The organism is Longivirga aurantiaca (assembly GCF_042660085.1).
Lineage (GTDB): Bacteria > Actinomycetota > Actinomycetes > S36-B12 > CAIYMF01 > Longivirga > Longivirga aurantiaca.
This window is the reverse complement of record NZ_JBHSTI010000008.1, coordinates 2,227,274-2,250,601: the sequence shown is the minus strand read 5'-3', so window position 1 is coordinate 2,250,601 and position 23,328 is coordinate 2,227,274. Positions and strand designations below refer to the sequence as shown.

15 protein-coding genes and 2 tRNA genes are annotated in these 23,328 nt (G+C 72.6%); 10 read left to right on the top strand and 7 right to left on the bottom strand.

What is annotated here, in order from left to right:
* Nucleotides 1-53: 53 nt before the first annotated feature.
* Nucleotides 54-2,612, bottom strand: a complete 2,559-nt coding sequence (pepN, locus tag ACFQGU_RS14685) for an aminopeptidase N (RefSeq protein ID WP_386767926.1) — start codon at nt 2,610-2,612, stop codon at nt 54-56.
* Nucleotides 2,613-2,920: 308 nt separating this feature from the next.
* Here pepN and ACFQGU_RS14680 point away from each other — a divergent pair, with 308 nt between their 5' ends.
* Complete coding sequence (locus ACFQGU_RS14680) at nt 2,921-3,376, top strand: ribose-5-phosphate isomerase (RefSeq protein ID WP_386767924.1); 456 nt, start codon at nt 2,921-2,923, stop codon at nt 3,374-3,376.
* Here ACFQGU_RS14680 and ACFQGU_RS14675 read toward each other — a convergent pair.
* The gene (locus ACFQGU_RS14675) at nt 3,373-3,573 is read right to left on the bottom strand and encodes a hypothetical protein (protein ID WP_386767922.1); all 201 of its coding nucleotides are present in this window, start codon (nt 3,571-3,573) and stop codon (nt 3,373-3,375) included. The genes ACFQGU_RS14680 and ACFQGU_RS14675 overlap by 4 nt on opposite strands.
* A gap of 35 nt (nt 3,574-3,608) precedes the next feature.
* On the opposite strand from ACFQGU_RS14675, the gene ACFQGU_RS14670 reads away from it, so the two are divergent.
* Together ACFQGU_RS14670 and ACFQGU_RS14665 are read left to right on the top strand one after the other, a co-directional pair.
* Nucleotides 3,609-4,514, top strand: a complete 906-nt coding sequence (locus ACFQGU_RS14670; RefSeq protein WP_386767920.1) for an Fpg/Nei family DNA glycosylase — start codon at nt 3,609-3,611, stop codon at nt 4,512-4,514.
* Nucleotides 4,515-4,619: 105 nt separating this feature from the next.
* Entirely contained in the window at nt 4,620-8,378 is a 3,759-nt protein-coding gene (locus ACFQGU_RS14665; protein ID WP_386767918.1) for an adenylate/guanylate cyclase domain-containing protein, read from the top strand.
* A 93-nt stretch (nt 8,379-8,471) separates the two neighbouring features.
* Here ACFQGU_RS14665 and ACFQGU_RS14660 read toward each other — a convergent pair whose 3' ends face one another.
* Both ACFQGU_RS14660 and ACFQGU_RS14655 read right to left on the bottom strand, forming a co-directional pair.
* Entirely contained in the window at nt 8,472-9,842 is a 1,371-nt protein-coding gene (locus ACFQGU_RS14660; RefSeq protein ID WP_386767917.1) for a hypothetical protein, read from the bottom strand.
* A 316-nt stretch (nt 9,843-10,158) separates the two neighbouring features.
* Nucleotides 10,159-11,529, bottom strand: coding sequence for an ankyrin repeat domain-containing protein (locus tag ACFQGU_RS14655; RefSeq protein WP_386767915.1), 1,371 nt, complete (start codon nt 11,527-11,529; stop codon nt 10,159-10,161).
* Nucleotides 11,530-11,641: 112 nt separating this feature from the next.
* On the opposite strand from ACFQGU_RS14655, the gene ACFQGU_RS14650 reads away from it, so the two are divergent.
* Nucleotides 11,642-15,496: a Pls/PosA family non-ribosomal peptide synthetase gene (locus ACFQGU_RS14650; RefSeq protein ID WP_386767913.1), complete on the top strand. Its 3,855-nt coding sequence runs from the start codon at nt 11,642-11,644 to the stop codon at nt 15,494-15,496.
* Nucleotides 15,493-16,794, top strand: a complete 1,302-nt coding sequence (locus ACFQGU_RS14645; RefSeq protein ID WP_386767911.1) for a M1 family metallopeptidase — start codon at nt 15,493-15,495, stop codon at nt 16,792-16,794. Before ACFQGU_RS14650 ends, ACFQGU_RS14645 begins: the two co-directional genes overlap by 4 nt.
* 2 nt (nt 16,795-16,796) lie before the next feature.
* Here ACFQGU_RS14645 and ACFQGU_RS14640 read toward each other — a convergent pair whose 3' ends face one another.
* Both ACFQGU_RS14640 and ACFQGU_RS14635 read right to left on the bottom strand, forming a co-directional pair.
* Nucleotides 16,797-17,405, bottom strand: a complete 609-nt coding sequence (locus ACFQGU_RS14640) for a 4'-phosphopantetheinyl transferase family protein (RefSeq protein ID WP_386767909.1) — start codon at nt 17,403-17,405, stop codon at nt 16,797-16,799.
* A 324-nt stretch (nt 17,406-17,729) separates the two neighbouring features.
* Nucleotides 17,730-17,800 (bottom strand) — tRNA-Gly (locus tag ACFQGU_RS14635).
* 134 nt (nt 17,801-17,934) lie between these two features.
* Here ACFQGU_RS14635 and ACFQGU_RS14630 point away from each other — a divergent pair.
* From ACFQGU_RS14630 to clpX, 5 genes are all read left to right on the top strand, one after another.
* Nucleotides 17,935-18,010: transfer RNA gene (locus ACFQGU_RS14630), tRNA-Pro, on the top strand.
* Nucleotides 18,011-18,143: 133 nt separating this feature from the next.
* On the top strand, nt 18,144-19,463 hold the full coding sequence (gene tig, locus ACFQGU_RS14625; RefSeq protein ID WP_386767907.1) for a trigger factor: 1,320 nt from the start codon (nt 18,144-18,146) through the stop codon (nt 19,461-19,463).
* A 136-nt stretch (nt 19,464-19,599) separates the two neighbouring features.
* On the top strand, nt 19,600-20,214 hold the full coding sequence (locus ACFQGU_RS14620; RefSeq protein WP_386767905.1) for an ATP-dependent Clp protease proteolytic subunit: 615 nt from the start codon (nt 19,600-19,602) through the stop codon (nt 20,212-20,214).
* A 31-nt stretch (nt 20,215-20,245) separates the two neighbouring features.
* Entirely contained in the window at nt 20,246-20,893 is a 648-nt protein-coding gene (locus ACFQGU_RS14615; RefSeq protein WP_386767903.1) for an ATP-dependent Clp protease proteolytic subunit, read from the top strand.
* A gap of 209 nt (nt 20,894-21,102) precedes the next feature.
* Nucleotides 21,103-22,389 carry an ATP-dependent Clp protease ATP-binding subunit ClpX gene (clpX, locus tag ACFQGU_RS14610; RefSeq protein ID WP_386767901.1) on the top strand — a complete coding sequence of 429 codons (1,287 nt, stop codon included), beginning with the start codon at nt 21,103-21,105 and terminating at the stop codon, nt 22,387-22,389.
* A gap of 5 nt (nt 22,390-22,394) precedes the next feature.
* On the opposite strand, the gene ACFQGU_RS14605 is transcribed toward clpX, so the two are convergent.
* Nucleotides 22,395-23,309 (bottom strand): hypothetical protein, encoded by a 915-nt coding sequence (locus ACFQGU_RS14605; RefSeq protein WP_386767899.1) that lies wholly within the window; start codon nt 23,307-23,309, stop codon nt 22,395-22,397.
* Between the last annotated feature and the right edge of the window lie 19 nt (nt 23,310-23,328).

The window sequence follows — 23,328 nt, the reverse complement described above, 5'->3', positions numbered from 1 at the left end:
CCTCGCGCCCCCTCAGGGGCGGACTTCTGTCCTCGGCGGGTGTAGTCAGGGGTTCAGGAGGCGTCGCGGGCCTGGCAGCGCAGGGAGCGCTCGATGCCGTCGCGGCCCTCGCGGACGAGCCTGCGCGCACCGGCGGGGACATCGTCCCGCGCGAGGAAGCGGTCGGTCAGGTCGAGCGTCTCCTGCTCGACGATCTGCGCGGGGTAGAAGCCCATGACGATCGTCTGCGCGGTCTCGTTCGTGCGGTCGGCCCACACAGTGGGGATCGCGTCGAAGTAGCGGTCGAGGAACGCCCGGTGCAGCTCGCGGGCATCCGCCGAGGCGAAGCCCATGACGGTCGCGGTGAGCAGCGCGTTGGGCAGCTCGTCGCTCTCGACGGCTGCGCGGAACGCCTCCTCCTTGGCCGCCATGGTCGGCACCAGCGCCCGGGCGGTCGCGGCCTGCCGGTGCCCGCTCGCGGTGTTGTCGCGCGTCAGCTCGGCGTCGATCTCCGCCGGGTCGGCCGCGCCGAGGGCGAGCAGGCGCTGGAGCAGCGTCCACCGGAGGTCGGTGTCGATCGCGAGTCCGGACGGCGCCGAGCCCTCGCTGAGCCAGCCGCGCAGCAGCGCGATGTGCTCGGCGGTGCGCGCCGTCGCGGCGAAGGCGCGGGCGTACGCCAGCTGAAGGTCGGACCCATCGGCGGACTCGTCGAGCAGCCGCAGCGTCAGGGCCGCCCAGCGGTCGCGGTACTGCTCGCGGCGGCTCGGCTCGGAGAACTGCTCGATGGCGGCCTTGGTCTGCGAGAGCAGCGTGTGCGTGATGCTCATGTCGCGCTCTGTCGGCAGGCCCGACTCCAGCAGCGCCAGCCAGTCGCGCATCGGCATCTCGGCATCGCGGAGCATGTCCCACGCCGCGGCCCACACCAGGGCGCGGGGCATCGGCTCGCGCAGCTGGTCGAACGACTCGACGGCGGTCCGCAGCGAGTGGTCGTCGAGCCGGATCTTGGCGAAGGTCAGGTCGTCGTCGTTGAGCAGCAGCAGGTCGGGCTGCGCGACGCCGCGCAGCTCCTCCACCTCGGTGCGCTCGCCGACGACGTCGATCTCGAGGCGCTTCAGGCGCTGCAGGCCGTCGGGGGTCCGCTCGTAGAGGCCGACGGCGATGCGGTGGGGGCGCAGCACGGGGTGCAGGCCGGGCGGGCTCGACGGCGGCTCCTGCAGGACGGCGACCGACGCGTACGTGCCGTCCTCGGCCACGACCACCTCGGGGCGCAGCAGGTTGACGCCGGCGGTCTCGAGCCACGCCGTCGTCCAGCCGGAGAGGTCTCGCCCGCTCGATGCCTCGAGCTCGGTCAGCAGGTCGGCGAGCCGGGTGTTGCCCCACGCGTGCTTGGTGAAGTACGACGTGAGCCCCTCGAGGAACTCCTTCTCGCCGACCCACGCGACGAGCTGGCGCAGCGAGGCCGCGCCCTGGGCGTAGGTGATGCCGTCGAAGTTCACCTCGACCGCCTCGAGGTCGACCATGTCGGCCGCGATCGGGTGCGTCGAGGACAGCTGCGCCTGGCGGTACGCCCAGCCCTTGCGCTGGATCAGGAACGTCGTCCACGCGTCGCGATAGCGGGTGGCGTTGACGTTCGCCCAGTGAGCCGCCCACTCGGCGAACGACTCGTTGAGCCAGAGGTCGTCCCACCACGTCATCGTCACGAGGTCGCCGAACCACATGTGCGCGAGCTCGTGCAGGATCGTGTTGGCGCGCTGCTCGAAGTAGTAGTCGGTGACGCGCGAGCGGAAGACGTAGTCCTCCAGGATCGTCACGCAGCCCGCGTTCTCCATCGCGCCCGCGTTGAACTCCGGCACGAAGAGCTGGTCGTACTTCTCGAAGGGGTACGGCGTCTGGAACTGCGACTCGAAGAACTCGAAGCCCTGCTTGGTCTCGAGCAGGACGACGTCGGCGTCGAGGTGCTCGGCGAGGCTCGCGCGGCAGAACACACCGAGCGGGTAGGTGCCGTGCGGCCCGACGTACTCGTCGCGCACCACGTGGTACGGCCCCGCGACCAGCGCCGTGATGTACGGCGAGATCCGCGGCGTCGCGCCGAACGCCCAGCGGGCGAGGCCGCCACCGACGTCGACAGGCAGAGGCGTGGGGGAGTTGGAGACGACCTGCCACTCCGACGGGGCGGTGACCGTGAGCGAGAACGTGCCCTTGAGATCGGGCTGGTCGAAGCAGGCGTACATCCGGCGCGCGTCGGCCACCTCGAACTGGGAGTAGAGGTAGACGCCTCCGTCGACCGGGTCGACGAACCGGTGCAGCCCCTCGCCGGTGCGCATGTAGGCGCAGTCGGCGTCGACGACGAGGAGGTTGTCGGCGGCCAGGCCGGTGAGCGGGAGGCGGGTGCCCGTGAACGCGGCGACGTCGAGGTCGACCCCGTTGAGGACGGCTCGGCGCACGGTCGGCGCGATGATGTCGATCCAGGTCGAGGCGCCCGGCGTGGCCGTGAAGCGCACGGTGGTGCTGCTCGTGAACGTGCCCGCGCTGGTCGTCGCCGAGGCGAGATCGAGCACGACGTCGTACCCCTGCACCGCGACGAGCGTCGACCGCTCGGCCGCCTCAGCGCGCGTGATGTTCGTGGCCGTCACCGGACCGTCCTTCCGCACCTGCCCCAGAGCGACGGTCACCCGTCGCGCGGACGACGAGGCTGCCGGCGCCCCCGGGGCACGGCGGCCTCGCCGTCGATCGGGACATCCTCGCACGGGTGGGCCGCTGCACCCGTGCACCTCCTGCCGACCCCGCCCCTACGCCGCAGGTTCGCCGGTCGGGACGCCCGATCTGTCCGGATCCTGCGGTCGCGCCAGGGCGCCGGCGCACCCGCGATCTCCGGGATCACACGCAGCCGCGACCAGGGGCCGGTCCTCGACTGACGTCGGCGGGCTGGCACGATCGGCTCATGCGCGTACACCTGGGTGCCGACCATGCCGGATTCGAGCTCAAGGCCGTCCTCGCCGACCACCTGCGGTCCGCGGGCCACGACGTGGTCGACCACGGTGCCCACGCGTACGACGCCCTCGACGACTACCCGCCGTTCTGCGTCGCGGCGGCCCAGGCCGTCGTCGACGACCCGGGCAGCCTCGGCATCGTGATCGGCGGGTCGGGCAACGGCGAGCAGATCGCGGCCAACAAGGTGGCGGGCGTGCGCGCGGCGCTGGTCTGGTCGGTCGAGATCGCCGAGCTCGCGCGCCAGCACAACGACGCCAACGTCATGGGCATCGGCGCCCGCCAGCACGAGGAGGCGGCCGCGCTCGCCATCGTGGACGCGTTCCTCGCCACCCCGTTCAGCGGCGACGCGCGCCACCAGCGCCGCATCGACCTGCTCGCGACGTACGAGGCCACCGGCTCGTTCTAGGTGATGGGCGGGCCCGTCCGGGGCTTCACCGTCTTCTGGGCCGCGGCCACCTGAGCCCGGCTCGGGCGCGAGACGTCCCGCGCGCGCAGCGCACCGTCCACCCCGACCCGCGACGGTCCGCGGTCGGCGAGGCGGTCGAGCGCCCGGTCGTCGGGATGCTCGTCGCCGCGCGACGGTGCACGCTTCTCCTTGCCCATGCCACGACCGTAACGCGAGACGAGGTGCGACGCCGGTGCCCGAGGGCCACAGCCTCCACCGGCTCGCCCGTGGCCTGCACCGGACGTTCGCCGGTGACGTCGTCGCGTCCTCCAGCCCGCAGGGGCGGTTCGACTCCGGGGCGCAGATCCTCACCGGCCGCGTCCTCGAGGAGGCCGAGGCGTACGGCAAGCACCTCTTCGTGAGCTTCGAGGGCGGCGAGGTCGTGCACGTGCACCTCGGCCTCTACGGCACGATGCAGAAGGCGAAGTCGCCCGCGCCCGAGCCGCGCGGCGCCGTCCGCTGGCGGCTCGAGAGCCCCACCTGGTACGCCGACCTGCGCGGACCGACGGCCTGCGACCTCGTCGGGCCCCTCGGGCGGGAGGCGATCGTCGCGCGTCTCGGGCCCGACCCGCTCCGCGCCGACGCGGAACCCGAGCGCGCCAAGGCACGGATCCTGGGCAGCCGGGCGACCGTCGGCACGTTGCTGATGGACCAGGCGGTGCTCTCGGGCGTCGGCAACATCTACCGCGCCGAGCTGCTCTACCGGCACGGCGTCTCGCCGTTCCTCGAGGGACGCCTGCTGCGGCCGGCCGTGCTCGACGCGATGTGGGCCGACCTCGTCCTGCTCATGAACGACGGCGTACGCCGTGGGCGCATCGTCACGCTCGACCCCGGCGACATGGACGCGATGGCCGAGCTCGACGCCGACCGGCCGGCGGCCGACGACCCAGAGCTCGACGGCGGCGAGGACTCCCCGCAGATCCGGCGGCTGCGGCGCAGCACCGGCGTGTACGTGTACCGCCGGCAGGGCCGCGCGTGCCTGCGCTGCGGAGTGCCCGTCGCCGCGCAGGACGTGCAGGGCCGCCGCCTGTACTGGTGCCCCGGCTGCCAGCGGCTCCCGGGGCAGCGCCGTCCGCGCCCGAAGAGGTCCACGACCTGAGACAACGCGTCTCACGGGCCCACCTCACCCCCTACGGTGAGCGTGCGGGACCGCGGGGCGGCGGTCAGACGCACATGGCGCGCCGGGCGGGAGGAGGGATAGGTCGTGACCGACCTGCGACGCCACGTGCCCCGGATCGCCCTCGAGTGGGACGACGCGGCGCCCGGTGCTTCCTGGCAGAACGTCGACGCCACCCTCGTCTTCGCCGACATCTCCGGGTTCACCGCCCTCACCGAGCGCCTCGCCCGTCGTGGTCGCATCGGCGCCGAGGAGCTGATCGAGACCCTCAACCGCGTCTTCGGCGGCATGCTCACCCAGGCCGGGGCACGTGGCGGCGAGCTGCTGAAGTTCGGCGGCGACGCGCTGCTGTTCACCTTCCGGGGCGACGACCACGCGGTTCGCGCCTGCGCCGCTGCCGTCGACATGCGGATCGCGCTGCGTGACGCGTCGTCGATCCCGACCTCGGTCGGCCGGCTGAAGCTGCGCATGTCGGTGGGCATCCACTCCGGCCCGGTCGACTTCTTCCTCGTCGGTGCGCCCACCCGCGAGCTGCTCATCCTCGGCCCCGCCGCCACCGCCACCGCGGACGCCGAGAAGCTCGCGAACGCCGGCGAGATCGTGGTGACGCCGGACACCGCCGCCCGGCTGCCACGGGGCGCGACCCGGCCGCGTGACGACGGCGCGCTGCTGCTGCGCTGGCGCTCGGTCGCGCCGCCGCTCCGCGCCCCCGACCCGGTCCCGACCGTCGACGGCGACCGTCTCCGCGCCCTCTTCCCGCAGGCCCTCGGCGACTACCTCGGCGAGCGCGTGCCCGACCCCGAGCACAAGATCGCCACCATCGCGTTCGCCCGGTTCAGCGGCACCGACGCGCTGCTGTCCGGCCCGGGCCCCGAGGCCGTGGCCGAGGCGCTCGACGGCACGGTGTCGGTGTTCATGCGGGCGATGAACGACGAGGGCGTCACGCTGCTCGCGACCGACCTCGACAGCGACGGCGGCAAGCTCTTCATGGGATCCGGCGTGCCCTACTCCAGCGAGGACGACGAGGGCCGGATGCTGCGTGCGATGCGCCGGGTGCTCGACGTAGGAACGCCGCTCCCGCTGCAGATCGGCGTCAACCGCGGGCACGTCTTCGCGGCCGAGGTGGGGACGGTCGACCGGGCGGCGTACTCCGCGATGGGCGACACCACCAACACCGCGGCGCGCATCATGGGCAAGGCGCCGCACGGCGTCCTCTTCGCGCACCCCACGGTCCTCGAGCGGTCGCGCACCCTCTTCGCCACCACTCCGGCCGGTCCGTTCCCCATGAAGGGCAAGACGGTCCCCGTCCCCGTGCACTCGGTCGGCGAGGAGACCGGCACACGCGGCACGGGTGCGGGCACCTCCCTGCCGCTCCTCGGTCGCGACGCCGAGCTCGATGCGATCCGGTCGAACGTCGGGCGCATGCTCATGGGCGACGGCGGGGTGGTGGTCGTGAGCGGCGGCACGGGCACGGGCAAGACCCGTGTCGTGGCCGAGGCGCTGGCCGGGTTCGACGTCCGCACGATCACCGTCCGCGCCGAGCCGTACGGCGCCACCGCGCCGTACCGCGTCCTGCGCGACCCGGTGCGCGCGCTGCTCGACGTCGAGCGCGGCACGCACGACGAGATGGCCGACGCCGTCCGCGCGGGTGTGCGCCGGCTCGCGCCGGAGCTGCTGTCGTTCGCGCCGCTCCTCGGCGACGTCGTGACGGTCTCGATGCCCGAGACGCCCGAGGTGCGGGCGATCGAGCCGCGGTTCCGCCCCGACCGCATCGCCGACCTCATCCTGCGCCTCGTCGAGACGACCTTCCCCGGGCCGCTGCTGCTGCGGGTCGAGGAGGGGCACTGGGCGGACGCCGCGTCGGCGCACGTGCTCGCGCGGTTCGCCGCAGAGGCGCCGCGCCGCCCCTGGGCGCTGCTCGTCACCCGGCGCGACGAGGGCGGCTTCGACCCGGCCGGCGAGCGCGTCGACCTCGAGCCTCTCGACGACGACGTGATCCGACGCCTCGTCATCGCGGCCACCGCGGCGACCCCCATGCGCCCGCACGAGATCGACGAGGTCGTGCGGCGGGCGGGTGGCAACCCGCTCTTCGTCGAGGAGATCACTCGTGTGTTCCAGGAGGTCGGGTCGCTCGACTCCGTCCCCGAGAACCTCCACTCGGCGCTCGACGCGCAGATCGACGCCCTCGACCCGCACTCGCGCCGGATCCTGCGCTACGCGTCGGTCCTCGGCCGCTCGTTCCGCACCGAGGTCCTGAACGAGACGATCCGCAGCGACGAGCTCGTGGTCGACGCCGCGACGCTGTCGCGGCTCGAGAGCTTCCTTGAGCCCGACGGCAGCGGGCGGCTGCGCTTCCGCAACGGCATGATCCGCGACGCCGCGTACGAGGGGCTCGCCTACCGGCTGCGCGCGAAGCTGCACGCGGCCGCCGGTCGCGCTGTGGAGAAGCTGTCCGAGGATCTCGAGGCCGACTCCGACACTCTCTCGCTGCACTTCTGGCGCGGTGGCGACGACGCCGCCACCTGGCGCTACTCGCGCCTCGCGGGCGACCGCGCGGCACGCGCGTACGCCAACGCCGACGCGGCCGTCCTCTACGAGCGGGCGCTGGACGCCGGCCGGCGGGTCGCCGAGGTGCCCGACCTCGACAAGCGCGACCTCTACCGCCGGCTCGGCGAGGTGCGCGACCTCGCCGGGATGTACGAGCAGTCGCTCGACGCGTTCCGCCTCGCGCTGCGCCTGTCGCAGTCCGACCCGTTGATGAGCGCCACGCTGCTGCGCCAGCGGGCGCAGGTGCGTCAGCGGTCGGGGGCGTTCGGCCCGGCACTGGCCGAGCTGAGCAAGGCCGAGAAGCTGCTCGACGGCGAGACCGCCCTCGACGCCCGGCGCGCCCGAGTGCGGCTGCGGTCCGTGCGCGCGGGCATCCGCCTCGAGCAGGAGCGGCTGCAGGACGCGCTGGCCATCGCCGAGACGCTGCTCGACGAGGCCCGCGAGACCGGGGAGTTCGAGGCGCTCGAGCAGGCGCTGCTCACGATGGACGTCGCGGCGTTCCAGCTCGGCGACACCTCGGTCGGCGAACGCACCCGCGAGGCGCTCACGGTCATGGACGCGCGCGGCAACAGCCTCCGGGCCTTCGCCGCGCATGGGAACCTCGGCGGCTTCGCCTACTACGCAGGCAGGTGGGACGAGGCGGTCGAGTCCTTCGCCGCCGGCCGTGCCGCGGCCCAGGAGGTGGGCGACGTCGTCGGGGCGGCGATCGTCGCCCTCAGCCTCGGCGAGGTGCTGGCCAGCCAGCGCCGCTTCGACGAGGCCGACTTCGTCCTCACCGACGCGGTCCGGGTGCTGCGGGTGTCGGGCGTCCCCGCCTTCGCGGCGTACGGCGAGGTGCACCGGGCCCGGGTCCTGCTCGGTCGCGGTGACGTCGAGGGCGCCGAGAGGCACGCGCAGGACGCCGAGCTCGAGCTCGTGGCCCTCGGCCAGAAGGTGAGCGCCCTCGAGGCGGCGCTGGTGCGGGTCGAGGCGCTCACGCGCCAGGGCCGCACCGAGGACGCGCTGACGCTGCTGGAGTCGAACGCGGGCTCGGCGACGGGCGAGGGTGTGGCGCTGCAGCCTCGCATCAACCTCGAGCGCGCCCGCGCGCACAGCGCCCAGGGCCGGTACGACGACGCCCTCGCCGAGGCGGCCGCCGGTGTCGCACTGGCCGACCAGTACTCGCTGCCGTTCGAGCGCGCGCAGCTGCTGCGCCTGCAGGCTGACGTGCTGGCGCAATCCGGGGATCCCGAGGCCGCGCGAGCAGCAGGCGCGGATGCTGCCGCCGTGCTCCAGCAGCTCGGCGTCCTCGACGCCTGAGCCGCTCCGCTGGGCGTGCCCTCCGCCGGCGCCCGCGCAGACAGCGAGAGGGCGGAGCCGACCGAAGCCGACTCCGCCCCCTCGTCGAGCGGTCTAGCGGGTCGTGAACTTGATGTCGCCCGTGAGGTAGACGTAGTCGATGGCCAGGATCCGGCCGTCGTCGAACGTCACCGAGGTCTGCGCGTAGACGCAGGCGTGCTGGTAGCCGGTCACCGTGCTGGCATCGGCCACGTTCGCCTTGAGCGCGTTGTAGTCGATCAGCGGCGGGTTGCCGGCCGTGATGAGCGCAAGGTCGGTCTCGCTGCCGTTGCCGCCCTGGACGCCGTTGTAGTAGGCCGGGCCGCACTTGGCCAGGTCCCTCGGGCCGTTGCCGTCCTCCCAGTCGTACTGCACGATCGGGAGCGGGTTGGTGGTGGTCACCAGGTGCTTGAGCGTGAGCGCGAACTGCGCCGTCAGCTGCTGGTCGATCGGCTTGAGGAACGTCGCCGACGTGCCGTCCGTGACGAGTGCGTACGGGAGGGCGATGCAGGGGGTCCCGTCCCCGTTGACCATCCGGTCGACCTCGATGCCCCAGTTGGCGTACGACGAGTCGAGCTTCTCGGCGTGGTTGTCGAGCGGGCAGTTGATGAGACCGTCCGGCACCGCGGCGAGCTTGAACACGGTGCGGTTGGCCGCCGCGGCGGTGCCCCAGTCGCTGCCGCCCTCGAGCGAGAACGAGCCGGCCAGGGCCTCAATGGTGAGGCTGGTGAAGAAGTCGGCCGGGACCGTGGCCGCGACCGAGGCGGCGCCGAACCGGACCTGGCAGTTGTCGCCGGAGGTCGAGTCGGGGCCGGTGTCGGACGTGCCGCTGTTGCAGACGATCTCGGTCGCCGACGGCGTGATGCCGGTGGCGGCCGTGCCCGAGTACACCGTGTAGGTGCGGCCTGGCGTGCCGGCGTTGGCGGTGGTGATGACGAGGGTGGCGTTGCCCTTGATCTCGAGGTCGAGCTGGGCGTTGTACGCCTTGCCCGGGCCGAAGACCGACTTGGTGGCGGTGCCGTTCAGGAGGACGGTCAGGGACTCGTCGGTGCCGGAGTTGTCGACGTCGGAGTTGACCTGCGTGCACGCGTTGCCCGAGCGCTTGTTGAGCGAGCTGACGCCCACGGCGCCGTAGCCGAAGCCGGGCGTGCCGTCGGCACCCGACGGCGACGAGGCGAAGTTGATGACGTCCGAGCCGGACTGCGTGAGCGCGCAGCGGCTGCCGCGACCGAGCGTCTCGGTCTTGGGCGTCGCGGTGCTGCCGCTCGGCGCGGTGAACACAGCGGTGCCGCTGCCGGGGTTTCCGTACACGGTCGAGAGCGTGATGGTGCCGCCCTCGACCTCGCCCGTCGCGTTGGCGGCCGGCAGGCTCCCCAACGTGACGACTCCGAGGGTGGCGACGAGGGTTGCACCGGTCAGGCCGGCGACCCATGCTCGAGTCTTCATGAAGCGGTTCCCCTTTGTGTCCCCGATCAGCCGGCCCCCACTGGGCCGGCCTCCGTCCACGACGAGCCGAACTGTCCCCGGCTACCGCCCCCGCGGCCGAGAGACGCGTCGTGTCCGCAACGCACGTGAGGGTCACCGTACCTGGCAATGTGCGCGGAGCGTGAGGGGGACGACGAGATTGTCCGCCCGAACGAGTGAATCGTGGCCACGCTCTGTTAACGCCAGATGAACCGCCCGGTTATCACGTGCGGGACGGGGTGAAGGGGTCATCCGGGTGTCGGCGTACGACGCACCGGCCGGTGACTCGGGTCGGTGCTCACCCCTGGAGCAGGGCCGCGACCGCATCCTGGCCGCGCCGCTCGGCGTGCTCGAGCGCGGTGACGCCGTCGCGGTCGGCGATCGACCGGTCGGCACCGGCGGCCAGGAGCGCGCGCACCACCGCCTGATGGCGCGGCCCGCCGTCCCCGAGGATCACCGCCTCCAGCAGCGCGGTCCAGCCCAGGTCGTTGACGTGGTCCACGTCGATGTCGGTGAGGGCGAGCACCGCCTCGACGTACTCCACGTGGCCTCGCTCCGACGCCGGGATCACCGCGACACCGCCGTAGCGGTTGCGGATCGTGGTGTCGGGGCGGCCCGGCAGCAGCGCCTTCAGCATCGCGACGCTCCCCGTGACGCCGGTGACGAGGAACGGGGTGTCGTGCCGGCCGTCGAGGGCGTCGACGTCGGCGCCGCGGGCGACCAGCATCTCCGCCATCGGGACGCGGTCCTCCGTCGCGGCGAGGAGCAGCGCGGTGCGCCCCTTCGAGTCGCGGGCCTCGAGGTCGGCGCCGTCGGCGAGGGCGGCCTCGGCAGCCACGACGCTGCCGGCGCCCGCATGCTGCAGCAGGCGGTCGTTCGCAGTGAGTCCCACCGAGGCCTCCTTGAGGATCGCGTCGATCCTCGTGTATCCGCGCTGCTGCGCGTGGGCGCGCGGGCGGATTCCATCGCGCTGGGTGGGCAGCAGCGGATCGGCGCCGGCGTCGACGAGCAGCTGCACCACCTGCTGGTAGCGGCGCGACCCGTCGCCGAGGACCACCGCCTCGTGCAGCGCCGTCCACCCCAGCCGGTTGACGTGGTCGATCTCGACACCGGCGTCGAGGAGTCGGCCGACGATCACGGGGAAGCCGCGGTCCGCTGCGCGGATCAGGCCCGTGCCGTTGTAGCTGTCCTTGGCGCGCACGTCGGCGCCGTGCGCGAGGAGGAGATCGAGCAGGCGGGGGTCGTCACCGACCTCGCTCGTGGCGATGAGGTACGGGCTCTGGGTGCTCGCGTCGAGGTGGTTGGCATCCGCGTCCGCGCGCACGAGCACGCGGGCGGCCTCGACGTGGTTGCCGTACGCCGCGCGCACCAGCGCGGTGCGGCCGAGGTCGTCCTCCGCCTCGACGTCTGCGCCGTCGGCGAGCGCGCTGCGGATGCCGGCGACGTCACCTGATCGCGCTGCCTCGAGGAGCGCCGCGTCAGCCCCGGCGCTCGTGGGCCGCGGCGACGAGGGGGAGGGCGACGCCGACGTGGTGCCGGCGGGGTCGCTGCTGCTCGGCAGAGCCGACGACGCCGGGGTGCTCGCACCATCGACCGGGTCGGTGCCGGAGCAGCCTGCGAGCAGCACGGCTGCCGCCGCCAGGGCGAGGGGGAGGAAGGGGGCGCGCACAGACGTACGACGTCCGAGGCGTCCTGCACGTGCCCGCGGAGCGATGCGTCCTCGGACGGTCGACGGGTGAGTCGTCGTCGTGCCGCGCTGCGCCATCCGCGAGACTGCCCGTATGACTCTGCTGCGGGGACCGCTGGCGGCCGCGCCGCGGACCCTCGTCGATGTGCTGAGGCGGACGGCGGCGGACTACCCCGACGAGCCGGCCATCGACAACGGCGCCCAGGTGCTGACCTACGAGGAGTTCGTCGACGCCGCCGAGGAGGTGGCAGCCGGGCTGCACGCCGCCGGCGTGGGGCCGGGCGACAAGGTGGGCGTCCGGATCCGCTCGGGCACGACCGACCTCTACGTCGCCATCGCGGGCACGCTGCTGGCCGGAGCGGCGTACGTCCCGGTAGATGCCGACGATCCCGACGAGCGTGCACGCACCGTGTTCGGCGAGGCGGACGTCGCCGCCGTGCTGACCGACGATCTCGAGCTGACCGTGCGCCGTACCAAGCCGCCGCGCGCCGAGGGCACGGCGCCGACCACGGCGGACGACGCCTGGGTGATCTTCACGTCGGGCTCGACGGGTGCGCCGAAGGGCGTGGCGGTGTCGCACCGCAGCGCAGCGGCGTTCGTCGACGCCGAGTCGAGGCTGTTCCTGCAGGAGGAGCCGCTCGGGCCCGGCGACCGCGTGATGGCGGGCCTCTCGGTGGCGTTCGACGCGTCGTGCGAGGAGATGTGGCTCGCGTGGGCGTACGGCGCGTGCCTCGTGCCGGCGCCGCGGTCGCTCGTGCGCAGCGGCATGGAGCTCGGGCCGTGGCTGGTCGCCAACGACGTCACCGTGGTGTCGACGGTGCCCACGCTGGTGGCGCTGTGGCCGCCCGACGCGCTCGCCGCGGTGCGGCTGCTGATCCTCGGCGGCGAAGCCTGCCCTCCCGAGCTGGCCGCCCGGCTCGTCGAGGACGACCGCGAGGTCTGGAACACGTACGGGCCCACCGAGGCGACGGTCGTGGCCTGCGGCGCCCGCCTCACCGGTGAGCCGCCGGTGCGGATCGGGCTGCCGCTCGACGGCTGGGACCTCGCCGTGGTCGACGAGGCAGGCGTCCAGGTCGAGCCGGGTGGCACGGGCGAGCTGATCATCGGCGGCGTCGGCCTGGCGCGGTACCTCGATCCCGAGAAGGACGCGGAGAAGTACGCCCCCATGCCGACCCTCGGCTGGGAGCGCGCCTACCGCAGCGGGGATCTCGTCCGCTACGAGGAGGAGGGGCTGCTCTTCCTCGGACGAGCCGACGACCAGGTGAAGGTCGGCGGTCGGCGGATCGAGCTCGGAGAGATCGACAGCGCGCTGCTGGCGCTCCCGGGAGTCACGGGTGCGGCGGCGGCAGTACGGCGTACCGGCTCGGGCAACGCGCTGCTCGTGGGCTACCTCGCGACCACCGAGGAGTTCGACGCCGCGGCCTCCCTGGCCACGCTGCGCGCCACGATGCCGGCAGCGCTCGTCCCTCGGCTCGCGCAGGTCGAGACGCTGCCGACGCGCACCTCCGGCAAGATCGACCGCGACGCGCTTCCGTGGCCGCTCGCGAGCGTCGACACGACCGAGACGACGCGCCTCGAGGGCACCGCCGGGCAGCTGCAGGACATCTGGGCCGACATCCTCGGGGCGACGGTGACCAGCACCGAGGACGACTTCTTCGACCTCGGGGGCGGCAGCCTCGCGGCCGCGCAGCTCGTCTCGCGGCTGCGCGCGACGTACCCCGAGGTCACGGTCGCCGAGGTCTACGACCACCCTCGGATCGGCGACCTCGCCCTGGCGCTCGACGAGCTGGCCACCCCGGCGGCGTACGTCGACCGCACGGTGCACCCGGTGTCCCGTGGATCGCAGATCGTGCAGGTCCTGCTCACCCTTCCGCTCCGCGCGATCACCGGTCTGCGCTGGCTCACGTGGGTCGCGTTCGGCACCACGGCTGCGTCGCAGTGGCTCGGCGTCGGCTGGCTGCCCACGGCGCCGTGGCCCGTCATCGTCGTCGCCTGGCTCCTGCTGGTGTCGGCTCCCGGCCGCATGCTGCTGACCGCTGCCGGTGCGCGGCTGGTGCTCGCAGGCATCGGCCCGGGCACCTATCCGCGCGGTGGTCCCGTGCACCTGCGGGTGTGGTTCGCCGAGCGGCTGGCGGAGGAGCTCGGTGCAGCGAACCTCGCCGGAGCAACGCTCATGCGGCTCTACGCGCGGCTGCTCGGGGTGCGCGTCGGTCGGCACGTCGACCTCCACTCGATCCCGCCCGTCACCGGCCACCTCGTGCTCGGCGACGGGTGCTCGGTCGAGCCCGAGGTCGACCTCTCGGGCCACTGGCTCGACGGCGACCTGCTGCGTGTCGGCGCCATCGAGATCGGGCCCGACGCGCGGATCGGCATGCGCAGCACGCTCGCTCCCGGTGCGGTCATCGGCGCCGGCGCGGAGATCGCGCCGGGGTCGGCGGTCTTCGACGTCGTGCCGGCGGGGGAGATGTGGGCCGGCGCGCCTGCGCGGCTGCGCAAGGCGGCACGCGGCCCGTGGGACGAGCGCCCGCGCAACCGCCCGGTGTGGGTGGTCGCCTACACCGGGATCGCGGTCGTCATCGCTGCGCTCCCCGGCGTCGCCACCGTCGCTGCCCTCGCCGTCGTCGCACCGCAGCTGACCGGTGCCGGATCGGTGGGGGCGGCCGCGCTGCGCGCGATGCTCTGGCTGCCGGTCGCGACGGTCGTCGCCCTCCTGGTCCTGGCCCTGCTCATCTGGCTCGTCGTGCGGCTGCTCGGGGTCGGGCTCGTGCCGGGGGCGCATCCGGTGCACGGGCTGAGGGCCTGGCAGGCGTGGGCGACCCTGCGTGCGCTCGACGAGGCGCGGACGTGGCTGTTCCCGCTCTACTCGAGCTCGCTCACGCCGGCCTGGCTGCGCTCGTTGGGTGCGAGCGTCGGGCCGGGCGTCGAGGCTTCGACCGTCCTTCTCATCCCCAAGCTGACCGCGGTGCGCGAGGGGGCCTTCCTCGCCGACGACACGCTCCTCGGCGGGTACGAGCTCGGCGGCGGCTGGCTGCGGGTGGAGCACGTCGAGATCGGGAAGCACGCGTTCGTGGGCAACTCCGGGATGGCAGCCCCCGGCCGCAAGGTGCCCAAGCGCGGGCTCGTCGCCGTGCTGTCCGCGGCGCCACGCCGGACGAAGGCCAAGAGCGGCACCTCGTGGCTCGGCAGCCCCCCGACCAAGCTGCGCAGGGTCGAGCAGAAGGCCGACCGGAGCCGCACCTACGACCCGCCGTCGCGCCTGAAGGTCGCGCGCGTCCTGGTCGAGCTGTGCCGGCTCGTCCCCGTGATGGTCGGAGTCGCGGTCGGGCTCGGCGTCGTGGTCGCCCAGATCGCGCTCGCCTCGGCGTACGGCTGGTGGACGGCGGCGCTGCTGAGCGGGCTCGTCGTCATCGCGGCCGCGACGGCTGCTGCCTCGGTGACGACGCTGGCCAAGTGGGTCCTCGTCGGTCGGCTCCGTGTCGGCGACCACCCTCTCTGGAGCTCGTTCGTGTGGCGCAACGAGCTGGCGGACACCTTCGTCGAGGCCGTGGCTGCACCGTGGTTCGCCCGGCCCGCGACGGGTACGCCGGTCCTCAACCTCTGGCTGCGCTCGCTGGGTGCGAGGATCGGACGAGGGGTGTGGTGCGAGACCTATTGGCTCCCCGAGGCAGACCTCATCAACCTCCAGGCAGGAGCCACCGTCAACCAGGGCTGCGTGGTGCAGACGCACCTGTTCCACGACCGCGTGCTCAGCATGGACACGGTCACGCTGCGGACCGGCTCGACCCTCGGCCCCAACAGCGTCATCCTTCCCGCGGCCACGCTCGGGCGGCATGCCACGGTCGGGCCGGTGTCGCTGGTGATGCGCGGGGAGTTCGTGCCCGACAAGACGCGGTGGATCGGCAACCCGATCGGTCCGTGGCAGCAGGTCGACGTCCGAGGAGACGAGTGAAGGCGCCGGAGTACTTCCCGCATCGTGGGGACCGTTCGTACGCGGTGTCGCACTACGACCTCACGCTGTCGTACGACGTCGACACCAACCACCTCCGCGGCAAGGCGGCGCTGACGGCCGAGGCGGTCGTGGACCTGCGTCAGCTGCGGCTCGACCTCTCCGGGCTCCGCGTCACGAAGGTGACGGTCGACGGCGGCGCTGCCCGGTACACCGCCCGCGCCGACCACCTGGTCGTGGTGCCGCGGCGCCCGATCAAGGCGGCGGAGGGGTTCCGCGTCGTCGTGAGCTACGGCGGACAGCCGAAGCCCGTGCCCGACGGCGACGACGAGTGCGGCTGGGAGGAGCTCGCCGACGGAGTCCTCGTCGCGGGCCAGACCAACGGCGCGCCCTCGTGGTTCCCGTGCAACGACCGCCCGGACGACAAGGCGACCTACCGCATCGAGCTGACGGCGCCCAACGCATACCACGTGGTCGCCAACGGAATGTGCACCAGCCGGTGGCGCTCGGCCAGCACGACCAGGTGGGTCTACGAGCAGCACGAGCCGATGGCGACGTACCTCGCGACGGTGCAGATCGGCCGCTACGTGGCCCACCGGGTGGAGGGCTCGTCCGTCCCGATGACGGCCGTGCTCCCGCAGCGGCTCCTGCGCCAGTACGACTCCGCCTTCGGCGACCAGCCGGCCATGCTCGACTTCTACGCCCGCACGTTCGGCCCGTACCCGTTCGCCGGCTACACCGTGGTGATCACCGAGGACGAGCTGGACATACCGCTGGAGGCGCAAGGGATGTCGACCTTCGGGTCGAACTTCCTGACCGACGACTGGGACAACGTCCGCCTCGTGGCGCACGAGCTGTCGCACCAGTGGTTCGGCAACGCCGTCACCGCGTCGTCCTGGCGCGACATCTGGCTGCACGAGGGATTCGCCTGCTACTGCGAGTGGCTGTGGTCCGAGGAGTCGGGAGGTCGCTCCGCCGATGGGCGAGCCCGCGACCACTGGGCCAGGCTGGCTGCGAAGCCGCAGGACCTCCTGCTCGGCGACCCGGGGCCCGACCTCATGTTCGACGACCGCGTCTACAAGCGAGGTGCCCTCCTGCTGCACTCGCTGCGGCTGACGATCGGCGACGACACGTTCTTCACGCTCCTGCGCACGTGGGTCGAGCGGCACCGCTACGGCTCGGTCAGCAGCGAGATGTTCGAGTCGCTCGCGGTGCGGGTGGCGGGCGTTCCGCTCTCCGACCTGTTCGACGGCTGGCTCCGCCAGCGCGCCCTGCCGGCGCTCCCACCGGCTTCCGGCTGATCTCAGGCCGACGGGCTGTCCGACGCCGGCTCCACGACGACGGACATCCCCGTGACGTCCTGCTCCGGGAGTGCGACGACGGCGACCACGTGGCCTGGCACCTCGAGGTCGCGCAGCCACGCCGGCCCGGGCGCCTCGTGCGGCGAGTCCCACGTGACCGAACCGTCTGCGTCGATGGAGATGTCTCGCGGGTCGACGGCGAGCCCGAAGCCGTGCGCCTTGAGCAGGGCCTCCGTGCGCACCCAGGAGGCCGTCGCGTCCGTGCCGCGCTCGTCGGGGTGGCGGGCGACGTCGTCGAAGCCCGGGAAGGCGGCGGCGCCCACGGCCTCGATGTCGACGCCGACGGGGCCGACATCGGTGAGGGCGACGACCGACAGGTCGCCGGCGCGGGCGAGGCTCACGTGCGCCGGAGCGCGGACGGCGGCCGTGGGCAGCAGGAGCGGGCGGCCGTGCTCGTCGCTGCCGCACCGCGGGCACTCGTGGCCGAGCACGATCGTGGTCGGCGGGACCCCGTGGAACCGCCCGGCCGCCTCGCGCAGCAGCTCGTGCGCCGGCCGCACGCCGTACGCCACCACGAGCCGAGCGCGAGCTCGAGGCGTCTGGTCCGGCACCCGCCCAGTCTGCTGGATCGCGATGGAGGGGGCCTTCGCTGCTACTTGGTGGACTTCTCCACCCTTCACGGGTGCCGGGAACGGTGGCACGCGGTTCTGGGTCGCGGTGGGTGGGCGCGCTCGCGGTGCCGGGAACGGTCGCACGTGGTTCCTGGGGCGGGTGACCGGGTCCGTCTCGGTGGGGCACAGGGGACGACCAGGGGGCGCCTTCGGCGCGGTGGGTCGTGGGTGGTGCGTCGGGTTCCTCCCGATCCCGTCCACCCGCGGAGCGACGATGGCCCCGTCCTGGCCGGCTTCGCCGGCGGGGACAGGGCCATCGAGCGGAGCGGGTGACCGGGATCGAACCGGCATGGCCAGCTTGGAAGGCTGGGGCTCTGCCATTGAGCTACACCCGCGTGCGGCGGACCGCGGTGACCATGATTCCACAGGAGCGGACCGGCCCGATCCGTGCGCGCCGCGCGCCTTGCCCGAGCCGCGGGCGGGGCGGTCGGACCGTGCCTCGCCGTCCCGTAGGATCGAGGCCGCCACGCGGGGCGTAGCGTAGTGGCTAGCGCGCCTGCTTTGGGGGCAGGAGATCGGGAGTTCGAGTCTCCCCGCCCCGACCAGCCAGGGCCCCGGCCCGCACGCTGAGACAGACCCGCACCAGCCCCGCACCAGCCCCGCACCACCCTCCCGCACGATCCCCGGCGGGCCGCACGACGCGGTCCGGCACGTACCGACCCAGGAGCACCGATCCACGTGAAGAGCGCCGTCGAGACCCTGTCGCCCACCCGGGTGAAGCTCACCGTCGAGGTGCCGTTCGAGGAGCTCAAGCCCTCGCTCGACGCCGCGTACAAGCGCATCGCCGCGCAGATCTCGGTGCCAGGGTTCCGCAAGGGCAAGGTCCCGAACCGCGTCATCGACCAGCGCGTCGGCCGTGCCGCCGTCCTCGACGAGGCGGTCAACGACGCGATCAACGAGAGCCTCGACGCCGCGCTCCGCGAGAACGACATCAAGCTGCTCGGTCGCCCCGAGGTCGACGTCCAGACGTTCGAGGACGCCGCCCCGCTCTCGTACACGGCCGAGATGGACGTCGTCCCGGAGTTCGACCTGCCGGCGTACGACAGCATCGAGGTCGTCGTCGACCCGGCCGTCGTCTCCGAGGAGGACATCGACTCCCAGCTCACGGGCCTGCGCAGCCGCTTCGGCTCGCTCAAGACCGTCGAGCGCGCCGCGACGACCGGCGACGTGATCCTGTTCGACCTCGCCGGCCAGCTCGACGGCGAGTCGGTCGAGGACCTCGACGCGAGCGCCATGTCGTACGAGGTCGGCACCGGCGGGATGCTCCCCGGCTTCGACGAGGCCGTCGAGGGCGCGAGCGCCGGCGACGAGCGCACGTTCTCGTTCACCCCCGAGGGCGGCGAGTTCGAGGGCAAGGACATCAGCGTCACCGTCACGATCACGACCGTCCGCGAGCGCGAGCTCCCGGCGGCGGACGACGACTTCGCCCAGCTCGCGTCGGAGTTCGACACCATCGACGAGCTCAAGGACGACCTCCGCGAGCGCCTCGGCCGCGTCAAGCTCCTCGAGCAGGGCTACGCCGCCCGCGAGAAGGTCGCCGCAGCCCTCCTGGCCGCGACCGAGGTGCCGGTGCCCGAGGGCGCCGTCACGCAGCAGGTCGCGGAGCACTTCGTCGACGGGCACGGCGACGACGACCACCGCACCGAGGTCGAGACCCAGACCCGCGACGGCCTCAAGAGCCAGCTCATCCTGGACAAGATCGCCGAGCAGGAGGAGCTCGCGGTCTCCGAGGCCGAGCTCTCGTCCTGGCTCGTGCAGCAGGCGCCCCGCTACGGCATGACTCCCGACCAGTTCGCCCAGGAGCTCGTCAACGCCGGCCAGGTGCCCGCGGCCGTGGCCGAGGTGCGCCGCAGCAAGGCGCTCGCCCACGTGCTCGAGCACGCGCGCATCGTCGACACCGAGGGAACGGTCATCGACCTCTCGGCCCTCAACGACCTCGGCACGGCCGGCGTCCCCGAGATCCACGACCACGACGACCACGAGGGTCACCACCACTGACCCGCCCGGGTCACCCTGAGCGGCCCGCGTCACGCCTACGGCGAACACCCCCGTGCCTGGGATGGCACGGGGGTGTTTCGTCGTTAGGGTCGAGCACGCGACGACGTACGACGCGGACTTACCTGGGAGGACCACCGTGAGCGGTACCTGGACCGATCGAGGCCCTGGCGCTGGCGTGACCGGCTACGGCGACTCGATCAAGGAGCGCCTGCTCCGTGAGCGGATCCTCTTCCTCGAGGGCGAGGTCCGCGACGAGATGGCCAACGACATCGTCCGCCAGCTCCTGCTCCTGTCCGCCGAGGACCCGGAGAAGGACATCTACCTCTACGTGAACTCGCCCGGCGGCAGCGTCTCGGCGGGCATGGCGATCTACGACACGATGCAGTTCGTCCAGAACGACGTCGCCACCGTGGGCCTCGGCATGTGCGCGTCGATGGGGCAGTTCCTGCTCACCGCCGGCGCCCCCGGCAAGCGCTACGCCCTCAAGCACGCCCGCGTGATGATGCACCAGCCGCTCGGCGGCCTCGGCGGCGTCCAGAGCCTCGTGCAGAAGCAGGCCGAGCAGATGCTGCTCATCAAGCGCCAGATGGCCGAGCTCATCGCGCACCACTCCGGACAGCCCGTCGACCGCATCATCGAGGACTCCGAGTGGGAGAAGTGGTTCTCCGCGGACGAGGCCAAGGACTACGGCATCGTCGACCACGTCGTGACGTCCGCACAGGACGTCTCCGGCGGCGGCGGCACGGCCTGATCAGCGACCGACGGATACGGAGACTTACGACATGAGCCAGTTGTTCACCCCGTCGGGCATCACGGCCCCCGGCCCGCAGGCGCGCTACGTCCTGCCGCAGTTCGAGGAGCGCTCGCCCCAGGGCTACAAGCGCTACGACCCGTACTCCAAGCTCTTCGAGGAGCGGATCGTCTTCCTCGGCGTGCAGATCGACGACGCGAGCGCCGACGACGTCATGGCGCAGCTGCTGTGCCTCGAGTCGATGGACCCCGACCGCGACATCAGCATCTACATCAACTCGCCCGGCGGCTCGTACACCGCCATGACGGCGATCTACGACACGATGCAGTTCGTCAAGCCGCAGATCACCACCGTGTGCCTCGGCCAGGCCGCCTCGGCCGCGGCCGTGCTGCTCGGCGCCGGCACCCCGGGCAAGCGCTACGCACTGCCGAACTCCCGCGTCCTCATCCACCAGCCCTACACCGAGGGCGGCGGGCAGGGCACGGACATCGAGATCCAGGCCAACGAGCTCCTGCGCATGCGTACGGCGATGGAGGCGATCCTCGCCAAGCACACCGGGCGCGACCCGGAGCAGGTCAAGAAGGACATCGAGCGCGACAAGATCCTCACGGCCGACGAGGCCGTGGAGTACGGCATCGTCGACTCGGTGATCCCGAGCCGCAAGGCCGCTGTCGTCTGACCCGTCGACCCGCTCCACCAGGTCCTGCAGGGCCCTGACCAGCGACGACGCCCGCCCGACCCCCCGTCGGGCGGGCGTTGCGCTGTCGGCATAAAGGGTCCGCCGCGCGTGTCTCCGGGCACGTGTCGGGGGACGCGACGGGGTACCGTCGGCACCGAAGGGGCGCGAGGTGCGCACCCGCTCTTCCCGCACGAACCCGAGGAGGACACGTGGCACGCGTCGGCGACGGTGGCGACCTGCTCAAGTGCTCCTTCTGCGGGAAGTCGCAGAAGCAGGTCAAGAAGCTCATCGCCGGTCCCGGCGTGTACATCTGCGACGAGTGCATCGACCTCTGCAACGAGATCATCGAGGAAGAGCTCAGCGAGTCCAGCGACCTGCAGTTCGACGAGCTGCCCAAGCCGCGCGAGATCTACGAGTTCCTCGACAAGTACGTCATCGGCCAGGACGAGGCGAAGAAGACCCTCTCGGTGGCCGTCTACAACCACTACAAGCGGGTGCAGGCCGGCTCGGGCACCGAGCGCCGCGGCGAGGACGCCGTCGAGCTCGCGAAGTCCAACATCCTGCTGCTCGGTCCCACCGGCTCGGGCAAGACGCTGCTGGCCCAGACGCTCGCGCGCATGCTCAACGTGCCGTTCGCCATCGCCGACGCCACCGCGCTCACCGAGGCCGGCTACGTCGGCGAGGACGTCGAGAACATCCTGCTCAAGCTGATCCAGGCGGCCGACTACGACGTCAAGAAGGCCGAGACGGGGATCATCTACATCGACGAGATCGACAAGGTCGCCCGCAAGAGCGAGAACCCGTCGATCACGCGCGACGTCTCCGGCGAGGGAGTGCAGCAGGCGCTGCTGAAGATCCTCGAGGGCACGACCGCGTCGGTCCCCCCGCAGGGCGGGCGCAAGCACCCGCACCAGGAGTTCATCCAGATCGACACCACCAACGTGCTGTTCATCGTCGGCGGCGCGTTCGCGGGCCTGGACAAGATCATCGAGCAGCGCATCGGCCGCAAGGCGCTCGGATTCACCGCCTCGCTCGACGCCGCGGTCGACACCAACCCGGGCAACGTCTTCGGCCGGGTGATGCCGGAGGACATGCTGAAGTTCGGCATGATCCCCGAGTTCATCGGCCGCCTGCCCGTCTTCACCTCCGTCGTCGCGCTCGACCGCGACGCGCTCGTGAAGGTGCTGACCGAGCCGCGCAACGCGCTCGTGCGTCAGTACCAGCGGCTCTTCGAGCTCGACAACGTCGAGCTCGAGTTCACGGTCGACGCCCTCGAGGCCGTCGCCGACCAGGCGATCCTGCGGGGCACCGGTGCCCGCGGCCTCCGCGCGATCATGGAGGAAGTGCTCCTCTCGGTGATGTACGACGTGCCGAGCCGCGACGACGTCGCGCGTGTGGTCGTCAACCGCGAGGTCGTCCTCGACAACGTGCTGCCGACCCTCGTGCCGCGCGACGCGACCCCCGGTCGGCGCGAGCGCCGCGACAAGTCCGCGTAGCCGACCTAGCCGGTCTGCTCCACCGCGGTCCGTACGGCGACCGCCGTCGACGTCGCCTTCTGACGGTCCGACGCCGACAGCACCGTGACCGCGCCGAACGACGCGTCGTCGGCCCAGAAGCACTGCAGCGTCCTTGCCTTCTCGACCGTCGCGAGCCCGCACTCCATGTGCCCACCCCGGTCCGGCACCGCGACCTCGCGCACGGCTGTGACCTTGGCGCCGGTCGATCCCTCGAAGCCGGTGAAGGCAGCGGTCACGGTGTCCTCGGCCGGCGGCGAGACGGCCTTCCACGCGATCACCTGCACGAGCGGCGCCGTCCCCCTGCCGTAGACGGCGCTGACCGGGTCGGTGAGGCCTGCGACCGAGGCCTTCGCCACCGAGGCGTCGAGCGCCTTGTCGGCGGCACCGGCGAACCGGCGCATCCCGTCGATCCGGTCGGGTGTGGAGAGCGACACCGCCAGGGCGCTGACGGACGGTGACGCCGTGGGGGAGCCGGCGGCCTCGCCGTCGTCGGAAGCGGTCAGGAACCCGGGCCACACGAACGCAGCGACCGCCACGAGCACCACGAGGAGCCCGATCACGGCGAGCACCAGCAGGCGCGAACCGCCGCGAGCGGGCGTGGCGGGCGGCGCCGGTGCCGCGTGCCGGCCGCGAGGCGGCAGGGCAGCGGGCTCGATGTCTCCCGCGGCGGGACCGGCGGACGGGGGAGCGGGGTCGGTCGTCGGCGTCGGGGGCTCGGCCACGGGCGAAGGCAGGTCGACGCGGGGCTCGTCCACGGGCGGAGCGAGGTCGACGCGGGGCGCGGACGACGGCGGGGGAGGCGCGACCGGAGCGTGCGGGTGCGCGCTCGCGGGCAGCGGGACACCGGGCAGCACCGTGGATCCGTGCTGAAACGGCTCGTCCTGCTCGGGGAACGTCACGCCGTCACGGTAGCGCCGG

Excerpts from the sequence above, each read along its gene's own strand:
- ACFQGU_RS14615 (WP_386767903.1), top strand. The coding sequence starts at position 20,246 with ATGAGCCAGTTGTTCACCCCGTCGGGCATCACGGCCCCCGGCCCGCAG.
- ACFQGU_RS14680 (WP_386767924.1), top strand. The coding sequence starts at position 2,921 with ATGCGCGTACACCTGGGTGCCGACCATGCCGGATTCGAGCTCAAGGCC.
- ACFQGU_RS14650 (WP_386767913.1), top strand. The coding sequence starts at position 11,642 with ATGACTCTGCTGCGGGGACCGCTGGCGGCCGCGCCGCGGACCCTCGTC.
- ACFQGU_RS14675 (WP_386767922.1), bottom strand. The coding sequence starts at position 3,573 with ATGGGCAAGGAGAAGCGTGCACCGTCGCGCGGCGACGAGCATCCCGAC.
- ACFQGU_RS14660 (WP_386767917.1), bottom strand. The coding sequence starts at position 9,842 with ATGAAGACTCGAGCATGGGTCGCCGGCCTGACCGGTGCAACCCTCGTC.